Source organism: uncultured Lamprocystis sp., from assembly GCF_903933125.1.
Lineage (GTDB): Bacteria > Pseudomonadota > Gammaproteobacteria > Chromatiales > Chromatiaceae > Thiodictyon.
In genome coordinates, this window is the sequence record NZ_CAIZIZ010000470.1 from 1 (window position 1) to 22,486 (window position 22,486).

Below are 22,486 nucleotides of genomic sequence, written 5' to 3' on the forward strand. Positions count from 1 at the left end.
GAGACCACCTTCATCGCCTACCGCCGCGACAAATACCTGCGGCGCTTCCAGCAGCACTTCACCGAACTGATGCAGCGCATGGTGCAGAGTCAGGGGGTGGTGGGTGAAGAATGAGGTTACACGGCGACCCTGTGGGAGCGGCCTCCGGCCGCGATGGCGCCGCGCGGGATTGCGACCATCGGGGTTTACCTCGGCACCGCGTCGCGGCCGGAGGCCGCTCCCACGGGCTGGAAGCTGGCTGCTCTCTCCAGATTATCCGTGACTCGCTGGGGCAATAACGATTCCCAGCCAAGTGGTCAGATCCATCAGCCGTCCGTTCTCGATAAGGGTCCGGATCTGCAGTGCGGCTCCGCGGCCTGACTCGCCGTAGGCCGCCAGGACGCCTTGAGGATTGATGTGTACGACGGTCATGGTCAAGCCCTCACAGCGGCAGCGCCATGTTCACGGCGTAGAGACGGTCCGCAAGGGCCTCCTTAGCCATCAGCGACGGCTCGATGAGCACCGCATTCAGTCCCAGTTCCAAAGCCACCTGTCCAGTGGTGCCGCTCCCGGCGAAGGGGTCGAGCACCGTGTCGCCAGGCCGGGCCGTGGGGAGCAACATCTGTCTGACTAACGAGCGTGGCCACATGGCCACGTGCCGGTAGGGAGACGCCTCGGGATTGATCTGCCAGACGCCATCCGGGGAGTCGTCGTCGTCCGACAGGATGCGCGCCTGCGTCTGCCACACGGAGCCGGCATTGGTCCGGTCGCCGCGCCGCAGACTGGAGCGGGCGGGGATATCGATCGCCCGACGGTCGAAGCGATAGTCGGGCCGCTTGGAAAAGAGAAAAAGAAACTCGTAGTTGGCGGCGGGCGCTGGTGCGACTGGTGGGTGAGTATACCCGAGCCGGACTGAACCAAGCTTTGCCTGAAACGGCCGCCTGCCCGCTTCCGTGTGATACATCCAGACGGCGTCAGGCCGTCGGTCCGCACAGCGGACCCTCCTCCCGGCCATAACCTCCGCACCGTCATCTGGCCGTCATATTCGCGCCATATACTGTTCATCAGAATGTCACGAGGGCGTCAGCCGGGGTCGCTAGACTGACGGGCGATGATTTCACCGGTTTTTTTCTGTCACACGAGTCGTAACCTATGAACAAGACTTTGCTCGTCACCGCCATGACCCTCGCCGCCGCCGCCCTGTCAGCTCAGGCCGCGGCGCGCGATACCATCACCATCGTCGGCTCCTCCACGGTGTTCCCCTTTTCCACCGCGGTGGCTGAGAACTTCGGCCGCGGCGGAAAGTTCAAGACCCCCAAGGTCGAGTCTACCGGCACCGGCGGCGGCATGAAGCTGTTTTGCGGCGGCACCGGCGTCGATCACCCGGACATCACCAATGCCTCGCGCGCGATGAAGGCATCCGAGTTCGACGGCTGCGAGAAGAACGGCGTCAAGGGCATCACGGAAGTCAAGATCGGCTACGACGGCATCGTGATCGCCGAATCCAAGTCCGGCCTGGACATGACGCTTACCCTCAAGGACATCTTTACCGCCTTGGCCAAGGACGTACCGGACGCCTCGGGAAAGCTGGTCCCCAACCCGAACAAGACCTGGAAAGACGTCAACCCGTCCCTGCCGGACGCCAAGATCGAGGTGCTCGGGCCCCCGCCCACCTCCGGTACCCGTGATGCCTTCGTCGAGTTGGCCATGGAAGGCGGCTGCAACGCCTACCCGTCCATCAAGGATTTGAAGAAGACGGACGAGAAGAAACATAAGGCGATCTGCCAGGGCGTCCGTGAGGATGGCGCCTTCATCGAGGCCGGCGAGAACGACAACCTGATCGTTCAGAAGTTGGTCGCCAACCCCAAGGCGCTGGGGGTCTTTGGTTACAGCTTCCTGGAACAGAACGCCGATAAGATCCGCGGTGTGAAGGTCGGCGGCGTGGCGCCCGAGTACGAGAGCATTTCGAGCGGTGAGTACCCGATCTCCCGGTCGATCTACTTTTACGTCAAAAACGCCCATGTCGGCACCATCCCCGGCATCAAAGAGTACGTGGCCGAATTCACCAGCGACAAGGCCTGGGGACCTGATGGCTACCTGGCCGACAAGGGCCTGATCGCCCTGCCCGATGCGGAACGCAAGGCCGAGGCACAGAGCGCCAAGGCACTGACACCGATGGAAAAACCGGCGAAGTAACAACCATCGCGGACCCCCGCGGGGCGCGCGACCAGCGCTGCCCCGCCGGCAGACAGACCATCGGCGGCGCCCCGCGGGGCGCCGTCCGCGTGACCGAACAACAGGACCCTGATGCATACCTGGACTCTCATGCTCGTGCTGCTCGGCGCGGCAGCGCTGGCGTATCACGTCGGCCGCAAGCGCGCCATCGCCACCGCCGGCGGCAGCGAACGGATCAACACGCTGCACTCGCTGCCCGCGTACTACGGCTTCTATGCCGCGATGTGGGCGGCCATCCCGGCCGTGCTGCTGCTGGGTCTCTGGTTGGGTGTTCAGGATCAGGTGATCACCTCACTGGTGAAGGCCAGCCTGCCGCCGCAGAGCGTGGCGGAACTGACTCCGGGAGCGCTCGGACTGCTGATGAATGACGTCAAGAACGTCGCGTCCGGCAACATCGCCTCGGGGGCCGTGACTCCGGCCATCCAGACCGCCGCCGATCACTACGCCCGCCTGCAGAACCTGGCACGCTGGACCCAGTGGCTGCTGGTATTGGCCCTGTCGGTCGCCGGCATGGCATTCGCCTGGAGCCAGACCCGCCCGACGATGCGCGCCCGCAACCGGGTCGAGTCCGTGGTGCTCGGCGTGCTGATCCTGTTCTCGTCGATCGCGGTGCTGACGACGCTCGGAATCGTCCTGTCGGTAGTTTTCGAGTCCTGGCAGTTCTTCCAGAAGATCGCCCCGTCTGAATTCTTCCTGGGCACCCTGTGGAGCCCCCAAACCGCCATGCGCGCCGATCAGGTCGCGGCGGACGGCGCCTTCGGTGCGGTGCCGCTGTTCACCGGCACCTTGCTGGTTTCCTTCATCGCGATGGCGGTCGCTGTTCCCATCGGCCTGATGGCCGCCATCTACCTCTCCGAGTACGCCCCGCGCAAGGTGCGCTCGGTGGCCAAGCCGCTGCTCGAAATTCTGGCCGGCATCCCGACCGTGGTGTACGGCTTCTTCGCAGCCCTGACCCTGGCGCCGGTGATCCGCGACCTGGGTGAGCAACTGGGTTTCGCGGTCGCCTCCGAGAGCGCACTGGCGGCCGGTCTGGTGATGGGCATCATGATCATCCCCTTTGTTTCATCACTCTCAGATGACGTGATCAACGCGGTCCCCCAGGCCATGCGCGACGGTTCCTATGCCCTGGGCGCCACCCAATCGGAGACGATCCGACGGGTCGTGATCCCCGCCGCCCTGCCCGGCATCGTCGGCGGTGTCCTGCTGGCGGTGTCCCGCGCCATCGGTGAAACCATGATCGTGGTCATGGCCGCGGGGCTCACGGCCAACCTGACCGCCAACCCGCTGGCCAGCGTCACCACGGTCACGGTGCAGATCGTCACCCTGCTGACCGGCGACCAGGAGTTCGACAGCGCCAAGACCCTGGCGGCGTTTGCCCTGGGCCTGACCCTGTTCCTGGTCACCCTGACCCTGAACATCATCGCGCTGCACATCGTGCGTAAGTATCGAGAGCAATATGAATAATCCGGCACCGGCCGCGAGTGCGCCGCCGCCCGCCCCCGCGCGGCGCACGATCGATATCGTCAATGCCAGTCTCAAGCGGCGCTATGCCCGTGAGGCACGCTTCCGCTTCATGGGCGCCGCCGCGGTCTTCCTGGGGCTGTTGTTCGTCGCCGTGCTGTTCGGAGATATCGTAGCGAAGGGCTATACGGCCTTCGCCCAGACCTACATCCAGGTGCCGGTCTATTTCGACCCCGCCACCCTGGACCCGGACGGCAACCGCGACCCAGAGACCCTGGCCAACGCGGACTACCTGGGGCTGGTGAAGGCGTCACTGCGGAAACAGTTTCCGCAGGTGACCGGGCGCCCCCAACAGCGCGAACTCTATGCCCTGATCAGCGCCGGAGCCCCCCAGCAGATCCAGGCCATGGTGCGCCAATACCCCTCGGTGCTGGGGACGACACGGGATGTCTGGCTGATCGCCGGGGCCGATGTGGACATGCTGGTCAAGGGCCAGATCGACCGCGAGCTGCCCGAGGCCGACCGCCGCATCAAAGACAGCACCCTGACCCTGGTGGATCAACTCGAGACGGACGGACGCATCGAGCGGCGTTTCAACACCGGCTTCTTCACCAACGGCACCTCGCGTGAACCGGAATTGGCGGGCATCGCCGGAGCACTGGCCGGGACCTTCTATACCCTGGCCCTGACGCTCCTGCTGTCCTTCCCCATCGGCGTCGGGGCCGCGCTCTACCTTCAGGAGTTCGCCCCCAAGAACCGCTGGACGGACCTGATCGAGGTCAACATCAACAATCTGGCGGCGGTGCCGTCCATCGTCTTCGGCTTACTCGGGCTCGCGGTCTTCATCAACGTCTTCGGCGTGCCGCGCTCGACACCGCTGGTGGGCGCCCTGGTGCTGGCCCTGATGACCCTGCCGACCATCATCATCGCCAGCCGTGCCGCGCTGCAGTCGGTCCCGCCCTCCATTCGCGAGGCCGCGCTCGGGATCGGTGCCTCTCCCTTGCAGACCCAATTTCACCATGTGTTGCCGCTCGCCCTGCCAGGCATCATGACCGGCGCCATCATCGGCATGGCCCGTGCACTGGGCGAGAGTGCGCCGCTGCTGATGATCGGCATGATCGCCTTCATCGTCGACAGTCCCCAGGGCATCACCGACTCCGCCACGGTGTTGCCGGTACAAATCTATCTGTGGGCGGACAGCCCGGAGCGCGGCTTTGTCGAGCGCACCTCCGCGGCCATCCTGGTCTTGCTGGGCTTCATGGTCGTGATGAACCTGGCCGCCGTCCTGCTGCGCCGCCGCTTTGAGCGGCGCTGGTAACACCGGATGCGTCCCACCCACCCAATTCGAGATCCGTTATGAATGCTTTAGCCAGTGAGATCGTCCGTGATACCAGTGCCGTGAGTGCCGCCGATTTGGCTAAGGGCGGCCACTTCAGCGGGACCATCGGCGATATCACGACCCCCGACCCACGCATGGTCTGCCGCGAGGTGAACGTCTGGTACGGTGACAAGCACGCCATCAAAGATGTGAGTCTGGACATCGGCAACCATCAGGTGGTGGCCATGATCGGCCCCTCGGGCTGCGGCAAGTCCACCTTCCTGCGCTGCCTGAACCGGATGAACGACACCATCGACGGGTGCCGGGTGCGGGGCTCGATCACCCTGGACGGCCAGGAGATTTACGACAAGGGGCTGGACCCGGTGCCCTTGCGCGCCCAGGTCGGGATGGTCTTCCAGAAACCGAATCCGTTCCCCAAGTCCATCTACGAGAACGTCGCCTATGGGGCGCGTATTCACGGCCTGACCAACTCCAAGGCCGAGCTGGACGCGCTGGTGGAAACCAGCCTGCGCAAAGCCGGCTTGTGGAACGAGGTCAAGGACCGTCTGGATCAGCCCGGCACCGGACTGTCCGGCGGTCAGCAGCAGCGCCTGTGCATCGCCCGCACCATCGCCGTGTCTCCGGAAGTGATTCTGATGGATGAGCCCTGCTCGGCGCTGGACCCGATCGCCACCGCCATCATCGAGGAGCTGATCGACGAACTGCGTGAGCAGTACAGCATCGCCATCGTCACCCACTCCATGCAGCAGGCCGCCCGTGTCTCCCAGCGTACCGCCTATTTTCACCTGGGTGACCTGGTGGAGGTCGGCGAGACCACCCAGGTCTTCACCAACCCCCGACACAAGCTGACCGAGGATTACATCACCGGACGGTTCGGCTGATGGCCGCCGCACCGTCCGGCGGGTCTCCCCAAGGAGGCGCCAAGACGATCGGACACCCGCATCGGGTGCGCGCCTATGATGAGGAGTTGACCCGCCTGCGCGGCCTGATTCTGGAGATGGGCGAGCGCACCGTCGAGCAGATCCAGGGTGCGGTCGGTGCGCTGTTGGGTCCAGACCCGAGCCCGGCCTATCGGGTGCTGGACCGCGAGCCCCAAATCGACTTCCTGGCGCTGGACGCAGACGAGGAAGTGTTCCGACTCATCGCGCGCCGTCAGCCCACCGCGGTGGATCTACGCATCGTACTCGCACTGGCACGAATCGCCGCCGAGGCCGAACGGGCCGCCGACAAGGCCGCGCGCATCGCCAGCCGCGCGCTTGAGTTCCGCGCGGACGACACCCCGTTACCGCCCCCGATCCAGGACGCGTTGCGGGCCTTGGACGAGGTGGTCTGCTGCGCTTTCGAACGCGGCGTCGCGGCCGTCTCGCGGTTCGACATCGACCTGGCCGTCGCCATCTTCGAGGACGAGGCCGAGATGCGCTCCGCGGCCGGCACGCTGCACCGAACGCTGATCGCGCCCACCAACTCGCCCCTTCCGGCGGTCAAACTCGCCCCGCTCGTCATCGTCGCCCACACACTGGAGCATGTCGGCAAACACGCGTGCGCGATCGCCGAACAGGTCATCTATGTGGCCGAGGGCAAGGACGTGCGCTTCCGCAATCGGGAAATCCTGGTCGAGGCACTGCGCCATCGCGGGGGTTAGGTACCTGGAGCACGCGGCTTGGTCAGTCGCGGATAAGCCATAGAAAACACGAAATAAAGAGGGGCTTTTCCGTTCGATCCACTGGAGCCGAATGGGCCTATAATTTCAAGAGTAGCGCCGTCGCAGCTTTGGTCATCGTTCCGGACAGCGTTCGCGGCCTCGATCAAGATTCCGGCCACTTGGGCTCGCCGGGTGCGTAGTCAGGCCATCCTGGCCTGACACCGTCAGGGCTGGAAGCCCTGACTACGCACGCCGCTGGCCGGGATTACGATCAAGGCCACGTTCGCCGTGGCTCAGGGGCGGAAATTTCGTCCACAGATGACACAGATGAACACAGATTCTTTCTTCATCTGTGAACATCTGTGGCATCTGTGGATAAATCCGGGTGAGCGTTTTAGCCGGAGCGGCGATCATGGCCGCCGCCGAATGTGTTCCATGCCCCATACCTGAGACACGCGATGTTACCGCAACCCAAACCCCATCTGACCTTTGAGGACTGGCTGGAAGCTGAGCGCGCATCCCTGGAGGGCCGCAGCGAATATATCGACGGCGAGGTCTTCGCGATGACCGGGGCGAGCGCGGCCCACAATGCGATCGTAAGAAATATTAGCGGTTTACTTTGGATGCAGATGAAAGGCCGCCCCTGCCAGGTCTACGCCAACGACATGAAGGTGCGCGTCCGTACCTCCAATACAGGGGCCTATCCGGACCTGGTCGCCTTTTGCGCCGAACACGAATTCCAAGACAACCGCCGCGATATCCTGCTCAACCCCAGCCTGATCGTCGAGATCCTCTCCGGTTCCACCGAAGCCTATGACCGTGGCGACAAGTTCGCCCTCTACCGCCAAATCCCGAGTCTGCGGGAATACCTCCTAGTCTCCCAACATCAGGTCGCGGTGGATCTCTTTACCCGCAGCGAGGACGGCCGTTGGACCCTCACGGATTTTTCCGACCTGAACGACTCGATTCACCTGGCCAGCGTGGACTGCACCCTGGACTTGGCGGAGGTCTACGATAAGGTTGAGTTCGTGCCCGCATGATGCGGCGCGTTGTCGTTGGCGTCGGCGATTCCCCGCTTGGGTCGATCGCCGAGTTTTTGATCATCATCCCGGCCATCCCGCCGGGCCGGAACGGGGCTGACCCGGCGGTGCGGACAGGCCGCCAGCGGCCTGCGTTCACGCTCGCCAACACTTCGAAAAATGATCTACAATTCACCCCAATAGCGCTCTCGGGCGCCGTGCGGACCCCCACGGATGCCCGGTTGGTGCCGCATCGAACGGCCGCCCGGGTGCACAGACGCCGCCCGTCAGCGGCCGGCGACCCGAGGCGCGGGGATACAATCGCCTCTCGAAAGACGGCGGCGACCGCAGCGGGCATCGTGCCAGGATCGGACTGGTCCAACAAACGTTTATCCTTCGTGCGCACCAAGCGTCGCGCCACGACCGGGGATCAGCGTGGCGCGCACGACGGATCAGCGCTTAGTCGTTAGGTCTCACAACAAGACGCTCCTTCGTGCCACCAATCCCAATACCAAAGCCCTCAATCCTCGACGGCTGCACGCGCCTTGGGGCGTTCAGTGGAGAACGCCGTTGGAGATCGCCTGGGGGCGACCGCCTATATACTTGGGACTCGCTTCACGGAGAAGTCGAGGTCTACAACGCGCGAGGGCGGCACCTTGGCGTGCTCGACCCTGTCACCGGCAAGCTTGTGAAGGACGCCGTCCCTGGGAGAAAGATTGATGTCTAGCTTCATTGAACTCTGCTTGCGGGGAGATCGTCTGCCAGAGGAAATCGATGACTATGTCGATGCTTGGCACGATGGACCGGCTGGCCCTCCACTACATAGGTTTCTCGGAATGACCCGATCCGAATACAACCTTTGGGTCCTGGATCCGGATGTGCTTCCGTTCATCTTGGATGCTCATCGAACCAGCGGAGATGCGGCGGATTTGATTGAGCAATTCAGCGCACTACCAATGGCCGCGCGAGCCGAATCGTCGGGGAAAGCCCGAGAGTTGGCACGCTGGCTAAAGGATCAGGGACTGTGGGACTAACAATTAGTGCACCGGTCCGGTTCGCTCAGCGCCTGACAGCAAAGTACGAACTTACGCTGCCGGTAGACGTGCGCTCCATGCTGAAGCGCTATGCAGATGTAGTCGAAACTCGTATTCCAATCAGAGGAGTCGATGGCGTCTGTTTGAACCTTAAGGTCCCCGGGAAGAGACCTCGTGTCATTATCAACTCTTCTAACCCACCACTCCGGAGAAGATTCACAGAGGCGCACGAGCTAGGCCACATAGTCATTCCCTGGCATAAGGGTACTATCGTCGATCACCTAGATCCGGAGCATGTCGAGTCAAGTGATGACTACTGGGTGTTCGAGGAAGAAGCCAATCAGTTCGCCGCAGAACTCCTGATGCCCTCACCTTGGCTCGGCAAGCTCATTGAATCCACTCCAAATCTCAGCACGGCACACAAGCGAATATGCGAGCGCTGCGAAGTATCAGCTCTTGCTGCGTCCAGGCGCCTCGGCTCGCTTCTTCCGGAGAACATAGTTTTTGTTTGCCAGAAGGACAACGAAGTAGAGTTTTCCGGCCGGACAAGAGGCACCCTAGCCCATGCTCCTTCGTGGCGAACTCCCTTCGATACTACATCTTTCGCGTACGCCACAAAGCACTACGTATCGACGCTGGACACACGTCAGCTGCATTGGTGGATTCTTCCCGACCAGGTCGATGAAGTTTCAAATGACCCCCGTCCCTGGCGCGAGATACTCGATGCAATAGTCGAAAATATTGGGGTCGATGTTGAGGATAGAAAACGATTTAAGATGTCTGTCAACGGAGTGCTTTCCGCCGCAAACAGTGCTATGAAGCAACATGGCCCACATACAGCAGCATCGGTAACTGCTGCGTGTATGCAGCGATTCCATGACAGAGACGATCTGCGGAGTTTTGCCACGCATCCAAACTTCATGGATTTCCTAATAAAGCGGGCCACGGAGTTGACGCAGTGAGACCGAACCCCCAGAGGGGCAAAGGGGCAAAGGGGAGAAGTGGAATGCCTTCCCGGTCGGCAAACCAGAACAGATCGAAACCAAAGTTCGTTGGTTCCGTGCGTGGCGATCGAAGCTTTTTTTATTTGATCTCACCGATCTGCGAGACATCCAGGTTCTGCAACTCAACCACCCGCTCGGGGGTGTAACCCAAGCCGGCGTAGTCCATGATGCCGTTCGGGGCATGGCAGTCGGCACACTGCCAGGCGTCTTTCTTGATCCCGTGGTTGATCATCAGACTGCCCATCTGACGCATCCAGTGCGGCTCGACATTCACCAGCTTTCCGTCCACCAGCGGGTACCTGGCGTCCCAACCCTGAGTTACGCCGAAGTAGGACATGAACTCATCCATCATGTAGAGCTTGAAGGGCGTCTGATACATCCGCACTACGATGGGGTCCTTGATGGATTGGATGACCGCGGCCGCGCTGTCACCGGATTCATAGTAGGTCGCGTAATCGAACGGCAGGATCATAGCCCCGAAAGGTCCCTGATTCCCCATATCCTCATACATCATGGCGTTAAAGACCTTGAATGGGTAGATCCGGCTCTCGCCCTCGTTCATTGCCCGGCGCAGGTTCTGCTGGATCATCTCCTGCCGCCTGGCGAGCATCGCCGGCGCGAGTTGGGATAGCGGCTCGGTCGCCATTGTCACATAGGCACCCACGTCGATGTTCGGATACGCCTTCTTGAGTTCCTCAACATTGGCACGGACGGCCGCGAGCGCCTCCGGATCGGTGATGCGTACCAGCTGATTCATCAAGGGGTTATAGTCTATGGCGCCATTCGGATTATTACCCAGGGCATTGGCGAGAAAGGTGCCGTTGCCGTTGAACCACAGGTAGATAAAGCCCTTACCAGCTTGACCCGAACGGTAGATGTCGGTCGGGATAAAAATCCCTTCCTCCGCGTCCCAGGTGGGATGGACCCAATCACGCAGCACGACATTATTGTCTTGCAGTGACTTGATGTGGCAGGTCTCACACGCCAGCCGGGCGATATGTCCGTTCAGCAGGGCCTTGTAATCGGCATTGTTGTGCGGCGCGCGTGAATGGCAGGACTCACAGGAGACCTCCTTGCCGGGAAGATCATTGGCCACCAGATCGACACCCTTGCGGCCGCGCGGAATCCGGTGGCCTTCCGGAACATGGCAGTCGGTGCACTGAATCTTGGCCGCGGCGTGGACATCATCCTCCGGGCTGAAGGGATTGCCGCGCTTGGCCCCGCGATGCAGCAGGCGCCGGTTCTCATGACCCAGGGCCTGGGCAGCCTGATTATGGACATAGGCATCACCGCCCATGTTGTGCTGATGACAGCGCAGGCAGTTGGCGTTGGTCACCGGCTTCACGGTGAGCGCGGCGGCAAGACTGCGGTCCTGATTCCAGCGCCGCCCGCCCTGGTCCTGGATGACATAGCGCTGATTCATATCGTACTGCGCGGCGTGACAGATCAGGCAGTCAATGCCTTCCTTGGCGTTGGTCGGTACATCCCCCACGGGCATCATCGTCTCGGTGGCCGGCTGGTAATTGCCGCCGATATGGCATTGGCCGCAGCCTTCGCTGCGCAGTTCCACCTCGCCCGGCTTGTCTTCCGGCCGGCTCTTGACCAGCGCGGCCCAGCCGGTCCAGGAGAAGCTGCCGGGGATACCGCAAGCGCGATTGATCTTACCCACCGGAATCTTGCGCGACCCCGGCCCATTGACCTGGCGTCCGTCATACCCGTAGGTCGAGAAGCCGCCGGAGTCGCTCTGGAACTTGAAATGCACCGAGTCGACCAAGTTCTGCAGGGTGTCGACCTCCGTGCGGCTGCCGTCCCCATGCTCCACCGGCATCCGCGCATGGCAGCGCAGACAGGTCTCGGGTCCGGCGTAACGACGAATGCCGGCGTCGCGGAAATACTTGATATGCGGATAATCCGTGTCACGCAGGAACGAATCCGTATTCATCAGGATTTCCATCTTGACCTGGCGCGCGAAGGGGTCCTGCTGATCCGAGACCTGCTCCGCAGCCTTGGCCTCGCGCGCGGCCAGGGTGAGTGAGCGGGCGAGCGTCTCGAATTCCTCCGGGCTGACCTCCTGACTGCTGGCAAAACTCAGTCGGGGATTGGACTCGCCGACATACCACTGGAACAGGACCGGATAGAGGAACTGGTAGGCCAGCCACAACGTCAGCAGCACCGCCAGACCGATCAGCAGACGCTTGCGCGCGGCCTTTGACAAGACATGCGACAATGAACCTGTCATACGTCCTCCCGATGCCAACCGGTGATCATCGCCCGATGGTTGGAGAACAGGGTGGTGCCGGTGGTAATGATGTAGAGGTGGGTTAACAGGAAGAGCACCAGCAGGTAGGCCACCGTCAGATGCGTCATCGCAACGACCCAGACGCTGCCGATACCAAACAGGGTCTCCGGCAGATAGGGGACCAGCAGGAAGGCCCAGCCGCTGACGATCAAGAGCGGCATCAGGGCGTACATCACGCCAAGATAGGTCAGCTTCTGCAGCTCGTTGAACTTCTCGGATTCACTGGGATGAAAGGGATGGGGCGCGTTGCGAAAAATGCTGATGGCGTAGTACCGGGACTGCTCGGTCATCCGCGTCAGCCAACCCCGCCAGTGGATACGATAAAAACGGCCGTTAGCGGTCACCAGATTCCCCACCACGAAGACGATCCATCCCAGCGTGAGCAGGATTCCGGCGACATTGTGCACCGGCCGGGCGGTTTCGAAGGCGAGCAGCCAACTGACGTCGGAGAAATGCATACTCGCCCCGGACAGGATCAACACCAGGAACAACAGCGCATTGATCCAATGCCAGGCCCGGACCCACAGCGAATAGAGATAGAGCGCGTTCATGCTTGACTCCTCTTGGCCAGATAGGCCCGGTAGCGGCCCACGCCATGAGCGATCAGGCCCAGCAGAGTGAGCCCGAGCAGGCCCAGCGCCAGTCGGTCGATCAGGACGTTGCTGCTCATGCCAACCACATAGGCTTGATTGAACACCGCCGTTGACAACAACCCCTGGCTGGCCATCGTCTGCGCGGAGCGGTAGGAATAGAGCTGATTGAGCAGGGTCGAACCCTTGGAATGGCAATCGTCGCAACTGCGCACCCCCTGTCCGGCGGGGAGGATCTCATGAGAGGGCAACGCGGACTGCCGGGTATGGCAATCGAGGCAGCGCACCGCCTGCCAGTGGGCTTCCCGATTCGGCAGCCAGGCGTGGCTGACCTGGGTCGGGTCCTGGAACGCCGTGTGGCAGGACATGCAGACCCGATTGTGCCCCTGCACGATCTGCTCGATGGCTTCGCCGGACTGGGTGGCACGGAACACGTGCGCGTTGTGACAGGAAAAACAGGTCAGCTTTTGCTGTTTCAACCCCGGCGGTTGTCGGTCCGGGTTCTCGCGCACGTGGACGCTGCGGTCGAACTCGGCCTCGACGGCTTTGAAGCGATAGCGCTCGAACTTGGGATCATCGTCGTGGCAGCCCGCGCAGGTCAGGGCCTCATCCGCCGACCCCTGGCGGTGGGGGTAACGCACATAGCTCTTCTCATGGCAACTGGTACAGGCCAGCGCGGCATGGTTGGATTGGGCGAAGCGGTCGCGGTCGATGTGGAGATCCCGGATGGCACCGGTCGCCGGGTCCCGGTACGCGATGGTCGCCATCTGATGACACACCAGACACGCCTTGCGCTCGGCGGCTTTCTGCGCGTCGTTCTGGACATCCGCAGCCGGCACCTGACCCGCACCAAGCAACGCCGACACCGCCAGCAGACTCCGGATCGATCCGCGACCGGAGCGGTTCAGCCACCCGGCCAACCGCGGTCGGGCGCCCGGAGGCATCGTGCGGGGTGCCACCGGACCCTGCCGAAACGAGCCGGCTGAATCACTGGAGAACCCGGTTCGAAAAATCGCTGCAAGGGCTGACTCAGGCATGGCACTCAACAACTCAGGGCAATGCACGATGACTTCTCCGTATGACCGCGACGTCAGGCACATTAGAGTATGGATCAGTCTCCGAAACCGTCACTGCCGTTGAAGCTCAGGCGCCGCCGGCCGGACGGCCGTGGCGGCGGCTGGCGCGCCGCTCACGCAACTGGATCAGGGTCCAGATCGGACCCGAGACCGCATACCCCACGAAGCCCAGGAACAGCACCACGGGGGGATGGATCAGGATCAGAGCAATCGCCAACATCACCACCACGGCCAGCAGAAAGGACACCCGTCCCTGGACGTCGAGTTGCTTGAAGCTCCAATAGCGGAAGTTGCTGACCATGAGCAGTCCCGCCCCGGCCGTCAGGAAGGCGGCGAGCCAGGAGACATAGGACGGATCGATGCCCTGGTCGGCACCGATCCAGACGCCGCCGGCCACGATGGCCGCGGCAGAGGGGCTGGGAAGCCCCTGAAAGAAGCGTTTATCCGCGGTTCCCACCTGCGTGTTGAACCGGGCCAGGCGCAAGGCCGCGGCCGCGCAATAAACGAAAGCGGCAAGCCAGCCGACTTTGCCGAGCCCACCCAAGGCCCAATGGTAGGCGACCAGGGCCGGGGCGACCCCGAAGGCCACCATGTCCGACAGGCTGTCATACTCGGCCCCGAACGCGGTCTGGGTGTGGGTCATGCGAGCCACGCGCCCGTCGAACCCGTCGAGCAGCATGGCCGCGAAGATGGCGATAGCCGAGGCTTCGAACCGCCCCTGGGTGGCCGCGAGCACGGCGTAGAACCCGGCGAAGAGTGCCGCGGTGGTGAACAGATTGGGCAGCAGATAGATGCCGCGGGGACGTTTACGAGGAACTGGGGTTTCTTCCATACAGGTGCTACCGGGCCGAACGACTTGGGGCGCGAGTATAGCCGGGGATGGGCACGGAGCCCTAAGGAAACCCGGCGGCCAGGAGTCCAGGGCTTCAGCCCTGGCCCCCCGCCGCCGCGCCAAGGCTGAAGCCTTGGACTCCTGGCTATCAGACCTAGTTGCGCCGGCGGACCGCTAGAAATCATCCTCCACCGCCAACTCCCGGAAATCGGGATAACCCCGAAACTGGGCTTTCAACTGCTCGCTCCCCATCGCATCCAACCAATCGTGAAAGCTGGAGAACGGCCATTCTCCCAGGCGAGCCACATAGCCGTGCTTCACCGGATTCCAGAGGAGGTAATTGAGGTGACGGTAATAATCCTGCTCGTCCCGTGGACAGTAGTCCCAGTAATTCCACCACACCGGCAACGCACAACCGGTGCGCTGACGGATCGCAAAACCGGTCTGTCCGTGAACAGCCCGCATGATCCGCGGCAGATCGCACCCGCGCCGGCTCGTCGTCAACAGGTGGTAATGGTTGTCGAGGATGACCCAATGGGCGAGCGCCCAGCCAGCCTGGCCGAGCACTTCACTGAAGGTCGCCAGCAAATGATCCTTGGCCTGGTCATCCAGCAAATGCCGTTTCTCATGGATCGCGCCGGTAAGGAAGTACCAGTGATCGTCGAGTAGCAGATGCGCGGGAACATGGAGTCCGCGGGTTAACATGGAGGGCACGCCGTCGAGTGCGTTGTCATCTGGAACACTCGGAAATCATAGCCTAAGGGCACCGGGACGGCGGCCAGGAGTCCAGGGCTTCAGCCCTGGTTCCCCGCCGCCGAGCCAAGGCTTAAGCCTTGAACTCCAGGAGGATGCGCTCAGCGCAGGAAGGCGCCGTCCGTCCCCACCTTGCCGGGTCCGTCGAGGACGTAGATACCGGCGGAGTTGGCGTGCACGCTGAAGCTCAGCCGCCCGCCGCTGACCTGCACCTCGCGGCCGGTCACGGCATCGCGGTAGATGCCGTCGCGCACTCCCTCGACCGTCACCGACTGGTCGGAACCGATGGCCAGCCCGATCACGGCGTAGCTGCCCTCGCCCGACAGGTCGCGGACGAAACACATGCCGCTGCCCCACTCGCCCACCTGGGTCATCTGCGCTTTCTGCAGCGCGGGGACGGCACGGCGAATCTGGTTGAGCCGCTTGATGTGCTGGTAGAGCGGGTGGGACTGGGTCCGGCCGATCTGCTCGTCGGTCAGGTGATCGCCGAAATAGGCGCGCCCGGTCTGGTCCAGGGTATCTTTTTCACCCTCGACATCCTGGGGGGCGCCCCGCATGAAGGCGATCTCCTCACCGTAGTAAAGGCAGGGGATGCCGCGCGCCGTCCAGATCAGGTTATAGGCCGCCGCGGCCATCCAGTCATCGCCCTTGAAACGGAACTTGAAGTCATTGTCCGGGCCGACGTCATGGTTCTGCAGGAAGGTCACCAGGCTGGTCACGTCGCCGTAGATCCAGTCCATCGACAGAATCTGTGCCGTCCCGCCGTAGGTCCCCTTGCTCACCGTGTCGCGGAAGGTGGAGAAAAGCCCGAAATCGAGCACTGAGAACCCCGAGTCGCTGCCCGCGTTGGGGTCGCGCGGGTCATGCCCCAGGCGCGTATACCACCAGGGCCTGATCTGGCTGGGACCGTTGTCGCCGCCGCCCAGGTCGCCCCAACCATAGCCCTTGACCAGATTCTCGCCGAAGACGAAAAGCCCCGGCTTATGGGCCTTCCAGGCATTGACGTATTCGAGCAGGTTATCGCGTTCCACATGCTTCACGGTGTCGATGCGCAGCGCATCCACACCCAGGTCCAGATAGCCGTTGATGGCCCCGATCAGATAGTCCTTCACGTTTTGCCGATTGGTGGCCAGATCGATGCAGTCGCCCGCCAGGTGCTTGTGCTGCAGCGGATGGGTGCTTTCCCAATCGCCGCCGCAAATGAAGCCTTCCTGGTGGTACCACTCCGGGTCCAAGTGGTTGGCATCCACCCCGAAGAAGCGCCCGGGGTTAAAGCCGGCCTTGGGCACGGTCTCGCCGGTCTTGGGGTCGACCAGGGGCTCGCGCCCCTCGGGGTCGGACAGATGGCGCTCACGCCACCAGTCGGGAGCCAGCGGGTTATCGATATCATCCCGGTTCGGCCAGGCATAGTTGCCGAGGTTACCCTGATAGGGTCCGTGATTCACCCGCCCCGGCGCGGAACCCTGCGGCACATAGTATTTGATCGGCAGATGGTCGATGTGGACCTGACCGCGGATGCCGTACTGACAGGAATGGTTCAGCACCACGTCCTGGATGATCTTGATGCCCTGGGCGTGGGCCGCGTCGATCAGGTCCCGATAGGTGGCGCCGGGCGACTCCAGGCGCGGGTCGACACGGGTCCAGTCATAAGGGTGATACCCGTGATAGTCGAGCCCGGAGCGGTTCTCGACCGGCGGGGTGATCCAGATCGCCGTGAAGCCCAGGTCGCGGAGGTAGTCCAACCGCGCGATCAACCCCTTGAAGTCCCCGCGCCAATGCGGATCAACCGCCTGACCCGCCGCGTCGAAACGGATCCGGTCGCGGCAGAAAAAGTTGTTCGACGGGTCGCCGTCGTAGAACCGCGTGGTGATCAGAAAATAGATGGTCTCCTCGCGAAAATCGGTGCGTTCTCCGACCGGAGCCAAAGAGGCGTCCGCGCTCCAGGCGACCAAGGGCACCGACGGCGGCGCGGCGACCGGTACCGCGGGCGGCGGCGCGACCGCGCTGACGGCCGGCGCCTGATTGTGCCAGTGCCCCCGGGCATCCAGCCAACCATTGCGCTCGCGGACATGATCCGCGGTCTGGTGACCTTGACCGTCATTGAAAATCAGACGCATCACGCGGGTATTCGGGAACCGGTACAAGTACCAGCCCGCCCGCTCGGGGTCGGGCTGCATCGGCACGCCGGGCCACCCGCTGCCCCCGCCGCCAGGCGCGCCATCCCACCAGTGGATATAGAGGGGTTCGGCCCAGCCCGCGGGGCATTCGCAGCCGACAATCAGATCCTGGTTCGGGGGCGGGGTATGGTTCGATGTGGGCATGAACGATCCTTAGGTCGAATAGATGAGCCAGCGGAAATCGGCGTCGTCGGACGATGCCCGGGCTGACCCGCGTGTCTGCAATTGCAGGGAGGCAACGGCGTTGATGGAAGGTTCCCGACAGTGACGAACCCGTTACGGTCCCATCAAGCCGCTAACCGGACCCGTACCAAGGTACCACCGACAGCGCCGTCGGTGAGCACGAGATCACCCCCATAGGCACGACAGATCTCGTGAACCACGGCCAATCCGATGCCGTGCCCGGGGGTGGACACATCCGCGCGCGCGCCGCGCTCGATCACCGCGCGCACCTGATCCGGCGGAATGCCGGGGCCGTCGTCCCTGACCCACAGCACCAGCATCCCTCCCTCCCGCCGACCGCCAACTTCAACCTGAGCCCGGCACCACTTATAGGCATTGTCGAGCAGGTTGCCGAGCACCTCCAGCAGGTCGCCCTCGACCCCGCGAAAGACGAGCCCAGGCTCCAGGTCCAGGGTGGCGGCGACGGCGCGTCCGGCGTGCAGCTTGGTCAACGTGGCAATCAGCCGCCCCACGATCTGCGCGACCGGCACCGGCGCGGCCAGCGCGGTCAGGGATCGCGCGCGGGCGCGCTCCAACTGATAGGCGACGATCGCGTCCATCCGGTGAATCTGCTCCGCGAGCCGCGCGGCCAGCGCGGGCTGCAACGACGTCTCGCCCAGCGCCCCACGCAGCACCGCCAACGGGGTCTTCAGGCTATGCGCCAAGTCGGCCAAGGCATTTCCCAGCCGAGTCTGGCGGGCCGACTCGTGAGCCAACAATGCATTGAGATTGTCGGTGAGTGCGCGGAGTTCCCGCGGATAGACACCATGCAGGCGGTCCTGCGCCCCGGCCTCGCACGCGGCGACCTCGTTCGCCACCCGCCGCAGCGGCGCTAGCCCCCAGCGCAACGCCAGCAGCAGGGCAGCGAGCAGAATGATCGACATGACCCCCAGCCAGCCGGTCAGGCTGCCGCGAAATCCGGCCAGTTCACGCCGGTACTCGGTCAGGTCCTCGGCCACGCTGAAGGTGTAGGCGCGAGGGGCCGGGCCGATCGTCCAGAGGACCCCGTAACCCTCTACAAAATAAGCGTTGCCGACCCCGTCGCGCGCTTCGTGAAAGCGGCGTTCGCCCGGCGCCAGACCGATCGCGAAGGGGATGCGCTGATCAATGGCCGAGACCGAACGCCATACCGCCCGGCCCGCGCCGTCACTCACCTGCCCATAGAGCCCCGAATCAGGCAGACTGAAGCGGGCCTCGGCCAACTCGCGGGGCAGGGTCAAGCCGTTGTCGTCAGCATCCGCCGCCGCCATCAGCAGGTAGACCTGCCCCAGCAGACGCTCCTCGCGCGCCGAGCGGGCACTGGCCTGAAAGGCGCGCTCCAGGGCCAGACTGGCGAGCACCATGAACACCACCAGCACCAGGGCGGCAACCGCCGTGACCCGCGTCTGCAGCGAGCTCACACCGGGTCATTCCCCAGGACGAAACGATAACCCCGGCCTCGCAAGGTCTCGATCGGCGCCAGGCTGCCGTCCGGATCCAACTTGCGCCGCAAGCGCCCGAGCAGCACTTCCAACACATTGCTGTCCCGGTCCTCGTCGTGGGGATAGAGGTAGTCCGCCAACTCGCGCTTAGACAGCACCCGTCCGCGTTCGGTCATCAGCCGCTCCAGGAGGCGGAATTCGAAGTCGGTCAGATCCACCGGCCGGCCGTCCACCGTCACCCGCTGCCCGGCGCGGTCCAGACGCACCGGACCGGCGATCAACGCAGCGGTCGCCGCACCCGCGGCACGGCGCAGCAGGGCGCGCAGCCGGGCCAGCAACTCCTCCATCTCGAACGGTTTGGCCAGATAGTCATCCGCCCCGGCCTCCAATCCCTCGACCTTGTCCTGCCAGCGGCCGCGGGCGGTGAGCACCAGCACCGGGAGGCGGTTGCCGGCCGCGCGCAGGCGGCGGATGATCTCGATTCCAGGCATCCCCGGCAGGCCCAGGTCCACCACCGCCGCATCGAACGGGTACTCGGTCGCCAGATAGAGCCCCTCGTCGCCGTTCCCGCTGTCGTCCACCCGAAAACCCTCGCGGACCAGCCGGTCGGTCAACTGCGTGCGCAACGCCGCCTCGTCCTCGATCACCAGGATACGCATCGGGTTCTCGCGGCAGTGGACACCAGCGGGGCTCAGCCCCCGGAACCGGCGATGAAAACCATCCGAACCTCACCCGACGGAGTGAGGACCTTGACCTGATAGCCGCCGCTGGTTTCACGGACCGAGAGCACCTTGCCGCCCGTCTGACGCCGCGCCGCCTCGGCCGCCTCGGCCGCTGAGGAGGCGCCGCCGCCCCGGCCGACCAGCAGGAGCGGATCCACGACCGCCGCCACCGGCGGGGCCGCGCAGACGCCGACCGGCCCGGCCAGGACCGTCAGGGAGAGGACGACGAACAGGATGGGAGTGGGCTGCATGGGAAGGTCGAGTGTCGGTATCGGCCGGATGACCGGGAATGTAGCATAGCCTCCGCCGTACCGCGGCCCGCGTCGACAGGCCGCCAGCCAACCTGACCAGGGCCGGTATTACCAGTTACGGCGCAAGATCACGGTCACACCATTCCCCAAGCCAAAGCCGGGCACCATCACCGGTGCGGGACGCTCCACGTAAACCGGCTGGCGGATGACCACCGGACGCCGGTCGTCGTATCGGTACTTCGGACGATCGTGATGATGATGCCGCGGTTTGCGGTCGTGCCAGATCCGTTCCCCACGATCCCGATCCCAATCGCGCCGGTGCCCGTCACCCCAGTCATCGCCCCCACGCGCCGCCGCCAGCCCCGGCACCCCGAGCGCCACGGCCAACGCGACCGCCAGCGCAATCTTGAACCCCGTGTGTTTCTTCGTCATGGTTGCTTCGCTCTTCAGGTCGGCCAAGGCCCCGTGCCTCGACCCTTGAGCGCCATCTTAGGCCGGGGTTCCTGAACGCAGACTGAACCGGTGCTGACTGCGCTCTTGGAAACGAGCCAGAACCCTAATCCTGCCCGAAATAGACGCGCATGATCCGGAACGGCGGCACCGCACCCTCGACCCCGCCGTTGAGGAAGGGCGCGCGATGCAACTGGTTGACGGCAATGTAAAGCCAGCCGGGTTCGCCAAAGCTCAGCGCATCCGGCCACAGCAGCCGATCATCCTGCACCAAGGCATCCAGGCGACCGTCCGGACCCAGCACGGTGATGGCGTTGTTCCCCAGGTCAGTGAAATAGTGATGACCCGCGGTATCGGTCGCGGCCCCGTCCGAGACCGGCTTGGGGCCAGCCTTGGTGATCGCCGCGGCGATCACCGCATCCTTCGCCCCCTCCCGCAGCAACCGGGCCGGGACCTGGTACCAGGTTTCACCATTCATCGCCCCGAAAAAAAGCGTCTCACCGTCAGTGGATAAGGTGATGGGATTCAGCGCGATCCGGGCCGGCTTGACCTTCCCGTCATCCCCCCGCGGTCCGATCACCCGGCCCTCGACCACCAGGTCCACGTCTTCCGCCTGCAATGCCGGCGAAGCGGTAAAGCGCCGTGAACGTCGTTGATTGAGATCCAGGACCACCAGCGCGGGCGCCTGACTGCCGCCCACGTCTGCGATGTACACGAAGCCTCGCGCGTCATCCACCGCCAGGTCGTTAAGAAAACTTCCCGCCGGCCCGGTCTCCGGCGGAAAATCATAGCGAAAGACCGGCTTGCCGCCGGCGAGCGCAAAGGCCAGCAGTTTGGGCGTCTGGTGCGGCATCAGCGGCGGATCGCCTAGTCCATTGTCGAGCACCCATAGGCGCCCCTGGCGATCGACCCGGATGCCGAGCGCGCTGTTGAGCACCTCCGGACCCGAGCCGAAGGCCCCGTTCCAGGCCGTGTCGGGCCAGGGCCGGTAGCTTGCCGGCCCCGTGATCTCGATCAGTTGGGCGTCGGCCCGGCGAAACTGATGCACCGTGGCGAAAACCCGCCCGTCGGCAGTCACCGCCAGGTTGCCGGGGTTGATCGGCAGTTCCGCCACCACCTCGATCGAACCTGGAAGTTGTTGCTCATCCGCCCCGGCCGGGAGCGGCTGAATCAGTGGGAAAACAAACAGCAAGGCGGCGAATAGTGGGCGCATCAGGACTCCGGGTCGATTCTCAATCGGCTTACACCGGGTGAAAGGTTCGGCGCGGGGAATGGGGTCTGCCAAGCAACATTTCAAATGGGAATCCCGACGCTGATCAAGATCTCGACTCCGATCGGCTAACCGCCCGACACCCCGTCGAAGAAATCGACCAGCCCCGTTTCCAGCGAATACTCCGCCCCGAGGATGACCAACCCCTCTTCCTCGCACAGGCGCTCCAGGATCGGCGAACCGTGCCGCAGATGGTCGGCCGAGGCACGAATGTTCGCCCGCACCGCCTGACGCACCAGGGCGTCCGGGTGATGCCGCAACTCGGTCTCCAACAATCCCGCCACCGACGGACGCAGGCGGTCGACAATGGCGCGCAGATTCGGCGACTGACCCGCGGTGGGCTGCTGCAGCTCCTCCAGCGTCGCCAGAATCGCCCCGCACTGCGTATGACCCAGCACCACGACCAATCGCGTCCCGTAGCGTGACGCTGCGAACTCCACGCTGCCCACCTGCGACGACGCGACAATATTGCCGGCCACCCGGATCACGAACAGGTCGCCCAGCCCCTGATCAAAGACAAGCTCGGCCGGCACCCGCGAGTCCGAACACCCCAGAATGATGGCGAACGGCCGCTGACCCGCGGTCAATTCGAGCCGGCGCGTCTGCGTGGCAAGACTCTCCTGGCTGCGAATACTGGCCGCGAAACGGGCGTTCCCCTCGCGCAGACGGTCGAGTGCAACGGTGGCTGGGATCATGGGGGATTCACCAAG

General features: G+C 63.8%; 22 protein-coding genes. 8 read left to right on the plus strand and 14 right to left on the minus strand.

The genetic code is table 11. The annotated features are described in order from the left end of the window. Positions 1–252: 252 nt before the first annotated feature. Together QZY03_RS25160 and QZY03_RS25165 are read right to left on the minus strand one after the other, a co-directional pair. Positions 253–411 carry a hypothetical protein gene (locus QZY03_RS25160; protein ID WP_295585706.1) on the minus strand — a complete coding sequence of 53 codons (159 nt, stop codon included), beginning with the start codon at positions 409–411 and terminating at the stop codon, positions 253–255. A 10-nt stretch (positions 412–421) separates the two neighbouring features. Then, positions 422–943 carry a DNA methyltransferase gene (locus tag QZY03_RS25165; protein WP_295585709.1) on the minus strand — a complete coding sequence of 174 codons (522 nt, stop codon included), beginning with the start codon at positions 941–943 and terminating at the stop codon, positions 422–424. Between the two features lie 188 nt (positions 944–1,131). On the opposite strand from QZY03_RS25165, the gene QZY03_RS25170 reads away from it, so the two are divergent. The 8 genes from QZY03_RS25170 (at position 1,132) to QZY03_RS25205 (ending at position 9,671) form a co-directional block, all read left to right on the plus strand. Continuing rightward, positions 1,132–2,175: a PstS family phosphate ABC transporter substrate-binding protein gene (locus tag QZY03_RS25170; RefSeq protein ID WP_295585711.1), complete on the plus strand. Its 1,044-nt coding sequence runs from the start codon at positions 1,132–1,134 to the stop codon at positions 2,173–2,175. 111 nt (positions 2,176–2,286) lie between these two features. Beyond that, positions 2,287–3,678 (plus strand): phosphate ABC transporter permease subunit PstC, encoded by a 1,392-nt coding sequence (gene pstC / locus QZY03_RS25175; RefSeq protein ID WP_295585714.1) that lies wholly within the window; start codon positions 2,287–2,289, stop codon positions 3,676–3,678. After that, complete coding sequence (gene pstA, locus QZY03_RS25180) at positions 3,671–4,993, plus strand: phosphate ABC transporter permease PstA (RefSeq protein WP_295585717.1); 1,323 nt, start codon at positions 3,671–3,673, stop codon at positions 4,991–4,993. Before pstC ends, pstA begins: the two co-directional genes overlap by 8 nt. 38 nt (positions 4,994–5,031) lie before the next feature. Continuing rightward, positions 5,032–5,895 carry a phosphate ABC transporter ATP-binding protein PstB gene (pstB, locus tag QZY03_RS25185; protein ID WP_295585719.1) on the plus strand — a complete coding sequence of 288 codons (864 nt, stop codon included), beginning with the start codon at positions 5,032–5,034 and terminating at the stop codon, positions 5,893–5,895. Continuing rightward, a complete protein-coding gene (locus QZY03_RS25190; RefSeq protein WP_295585721.1) occupies positions 5,895–6,656 on the plus strand; it encodes a phosphate uptake regulator PhoU in 762 nt (253 codons plus the stop codon). The genes pstB and QZY03_RS25190 overlap by 1 nt, the downstream gene beginning before the upstream one ends. Positions 6,657–7,114: 458 nt before the next feature. Further along, positions 7,115–7,696 (plus strand): Uma2 family endonuclease, encoded by a 582-nt coding sequence (locus tag QZY03_RS25195; protein WP_295585724.1) that lies wholly within the window; start codon positions 7,115–7,117, stop codon positions 7,694–7,696. 472 nt (positions 7,697–8,168) lie between these two features. Then, a complete protein-coding gene (locus QZY03_RS25200; protein WP_295585728.1) occupies positions 8,169–8,402 on the plus strand; it encodes a colicin E3/pyocin S6 family cytotoxin in 234 nt (77 codons plus the stop codon). Between the two features lie 384 nt (positions 8,403–8,786). Further along, positions 8,787–9,671, plus strand: coding sequence for an ImmA/IrrE family metallo-endopeptidase (locus QZY03_RS25205; RefSeq protein WP_295585730.1), 885 nt, complete (start codon positions 8,787–8,789; stop codon positions 9,669–9,671). 121 nt (positions 9,672–9,792) lie between these two features. Here the strand turns inward: QZY03_RS25205 and QZY03_RS25210 are convergent, their stop codons facing one another. The 12 genes from QZY03_RS25210 to QZY03_RS25265 form a co-directional block, all read right to left on the minus strand. Beyond that, a complete protein-coding gene (locus tag QZY03_RS25210) occupies positions 9,793–11,952 on the minus strand; it encodes a multiheme c-type cytochrome (RefSeq protein ID WP_295585733.1) in 2,160 nt (719 codons plus the stop codon). Continuing rightward, positions 11,949–12,563, minus strand: coding sequence for a cytochrome b/b6 domain-containing protein (locus QZY03_RS25215; protein ID WP_295585735.1), 615 nt, complete (start codon positions 12,561–12,563; stop codon positions 11,949–11,951). The genes QZY03_RS25210 and QZY03_RS25215 overlap by 4 nt, the downstream gene beginning before the upstream one ends. Continuing rightward, positions 12,560–13,468, minus strand: a complete 909-nt coding sequence (locus QZY03_RS25220; RefSeq protein WP_295585737.1) for a nitrate reductase — start codon at positions 13,466–13,468, stop codon at positions 12,560–12,562. The genes QZY03_RS25215 and QZY03_RS25220 overlap by 4 nt, the downstream gene beginning before the upstream one ends. Before the next feature lie 277 nt (positions 13,469–13,745). Beyond that, on the minus strand, positions 13,746–14,510 hold the full coding sequence (pssA, locus tag QZY03_RS25225) for a CDP-diacylglycerol--serine O-phosphatidyltransferase (RefSeq protein ID WP_295585739.1): 765 nt from the start codon (positions 14,508–14,510) through the stop codon (positions 13,746–13,748). Positions 14,511–14,684: 174 nt separating this feature from the next. Continuing rightward, positions 14,685–15,215 (minus strand): transposase, encoded by a 531-nt coding sequence (locus QZY03_RS25230; RefSeq protein ID WP_295585740.1) that lies wholly within the window; start codon positions 15,213–15,215, stop codon positions 14,685–14,687. A 149-nt stretch (positions 15,216–15,364) separates the two neighbouring features. Continuing rightward, on the minus strand, positions 15,365–17,584 hold the full coding sequence (locus tag QZY03_RS25235) for an alpha-amylase family glycosyl hydrolase (RefSeq protein ID WP_295585742.1): 2,220 nt from the start codon (positions 17,582–17,584) through the stop codon (positions 15,365–15,367). Positions 17,585–17,727: 143 nt separating this feature from the next. Further along, the gene (locus tag QZY03_RS25240; RefSeq protein WP_295585744.1) at positions 17,728–19,062 is read right to left on the minus strand and encodes an ATP-binding protein; all 1,335 of its coding nucleotides are present in this window, start codon (positions 19,060–19,062) and stop codon (positions 17,728–17,730) included. Next, complete coding sequence (locus QZY03_RS25245) at positions 19,059–19,742, minus strand: response regulator transcription factor (protein ID WP_295585746.1); 684 nt, start codon at positions 19,740–19,742, stop codon at positions 19,059–19,061. The genes QZY03_RS25240 and QZY03_RS25245 overlap by 4 nt, the downstream gene beginning before the upstream one ends. Before the next feature lie 32 nt (positions 19,743–19,774). Further along, positions 19,775–20,056 (minus strand): hypothetical protein, encoded by a 282-nt coding sequence (locus QZY03_RS25250; RefSeq protein ID WP_295585748.1) that lies wholly within the window; start codon positions 20,054–20,056, stop codon positions 19,775–19,777. Positions 20,057–20,164: 108 nt separating this feature from the next. Beyond that, positions 20,165–20,488 (minus strand): hypothetical protein, encoded by a 324-nt coding sequence (locus QZY03_RS25255; protein ID WP_295585750.1) that lies wholly within the window; start codon positions 20,486–20,488, stop codon positions 20,165–20,167. Positions 20,489–20,612: 124 nt separating this feature from the next. Continuing rightward, positions 20,613–21,719 (minus strand): L-dopachrome tautomerase-related protein, encoded by a 1,107-nt coding sequence (locus QZY03_RS25260; RefSeq protein ID WP_295585752.1) that lies wholly within the window; start codon positions 21,717–21,719, stop codon positions 20,613–20,615. Positions 21,720–21,844: 125 nt separating this feature from the next. Continuing rightward, positions 21,845–22,471 carry a carbonic anhydrase gene (locus tag QZY03_RS25265; protein WP_295585754.1) on the minus strand — a complete coding sequence of 209 codons (627 nt, stop codon included), beginning with the start codon at positions 22,469–22,471 and terminating at the stop codon, positions 21,845–21,847. Positions 22,472–22,486: the final 15 nt, after the last annotated feature.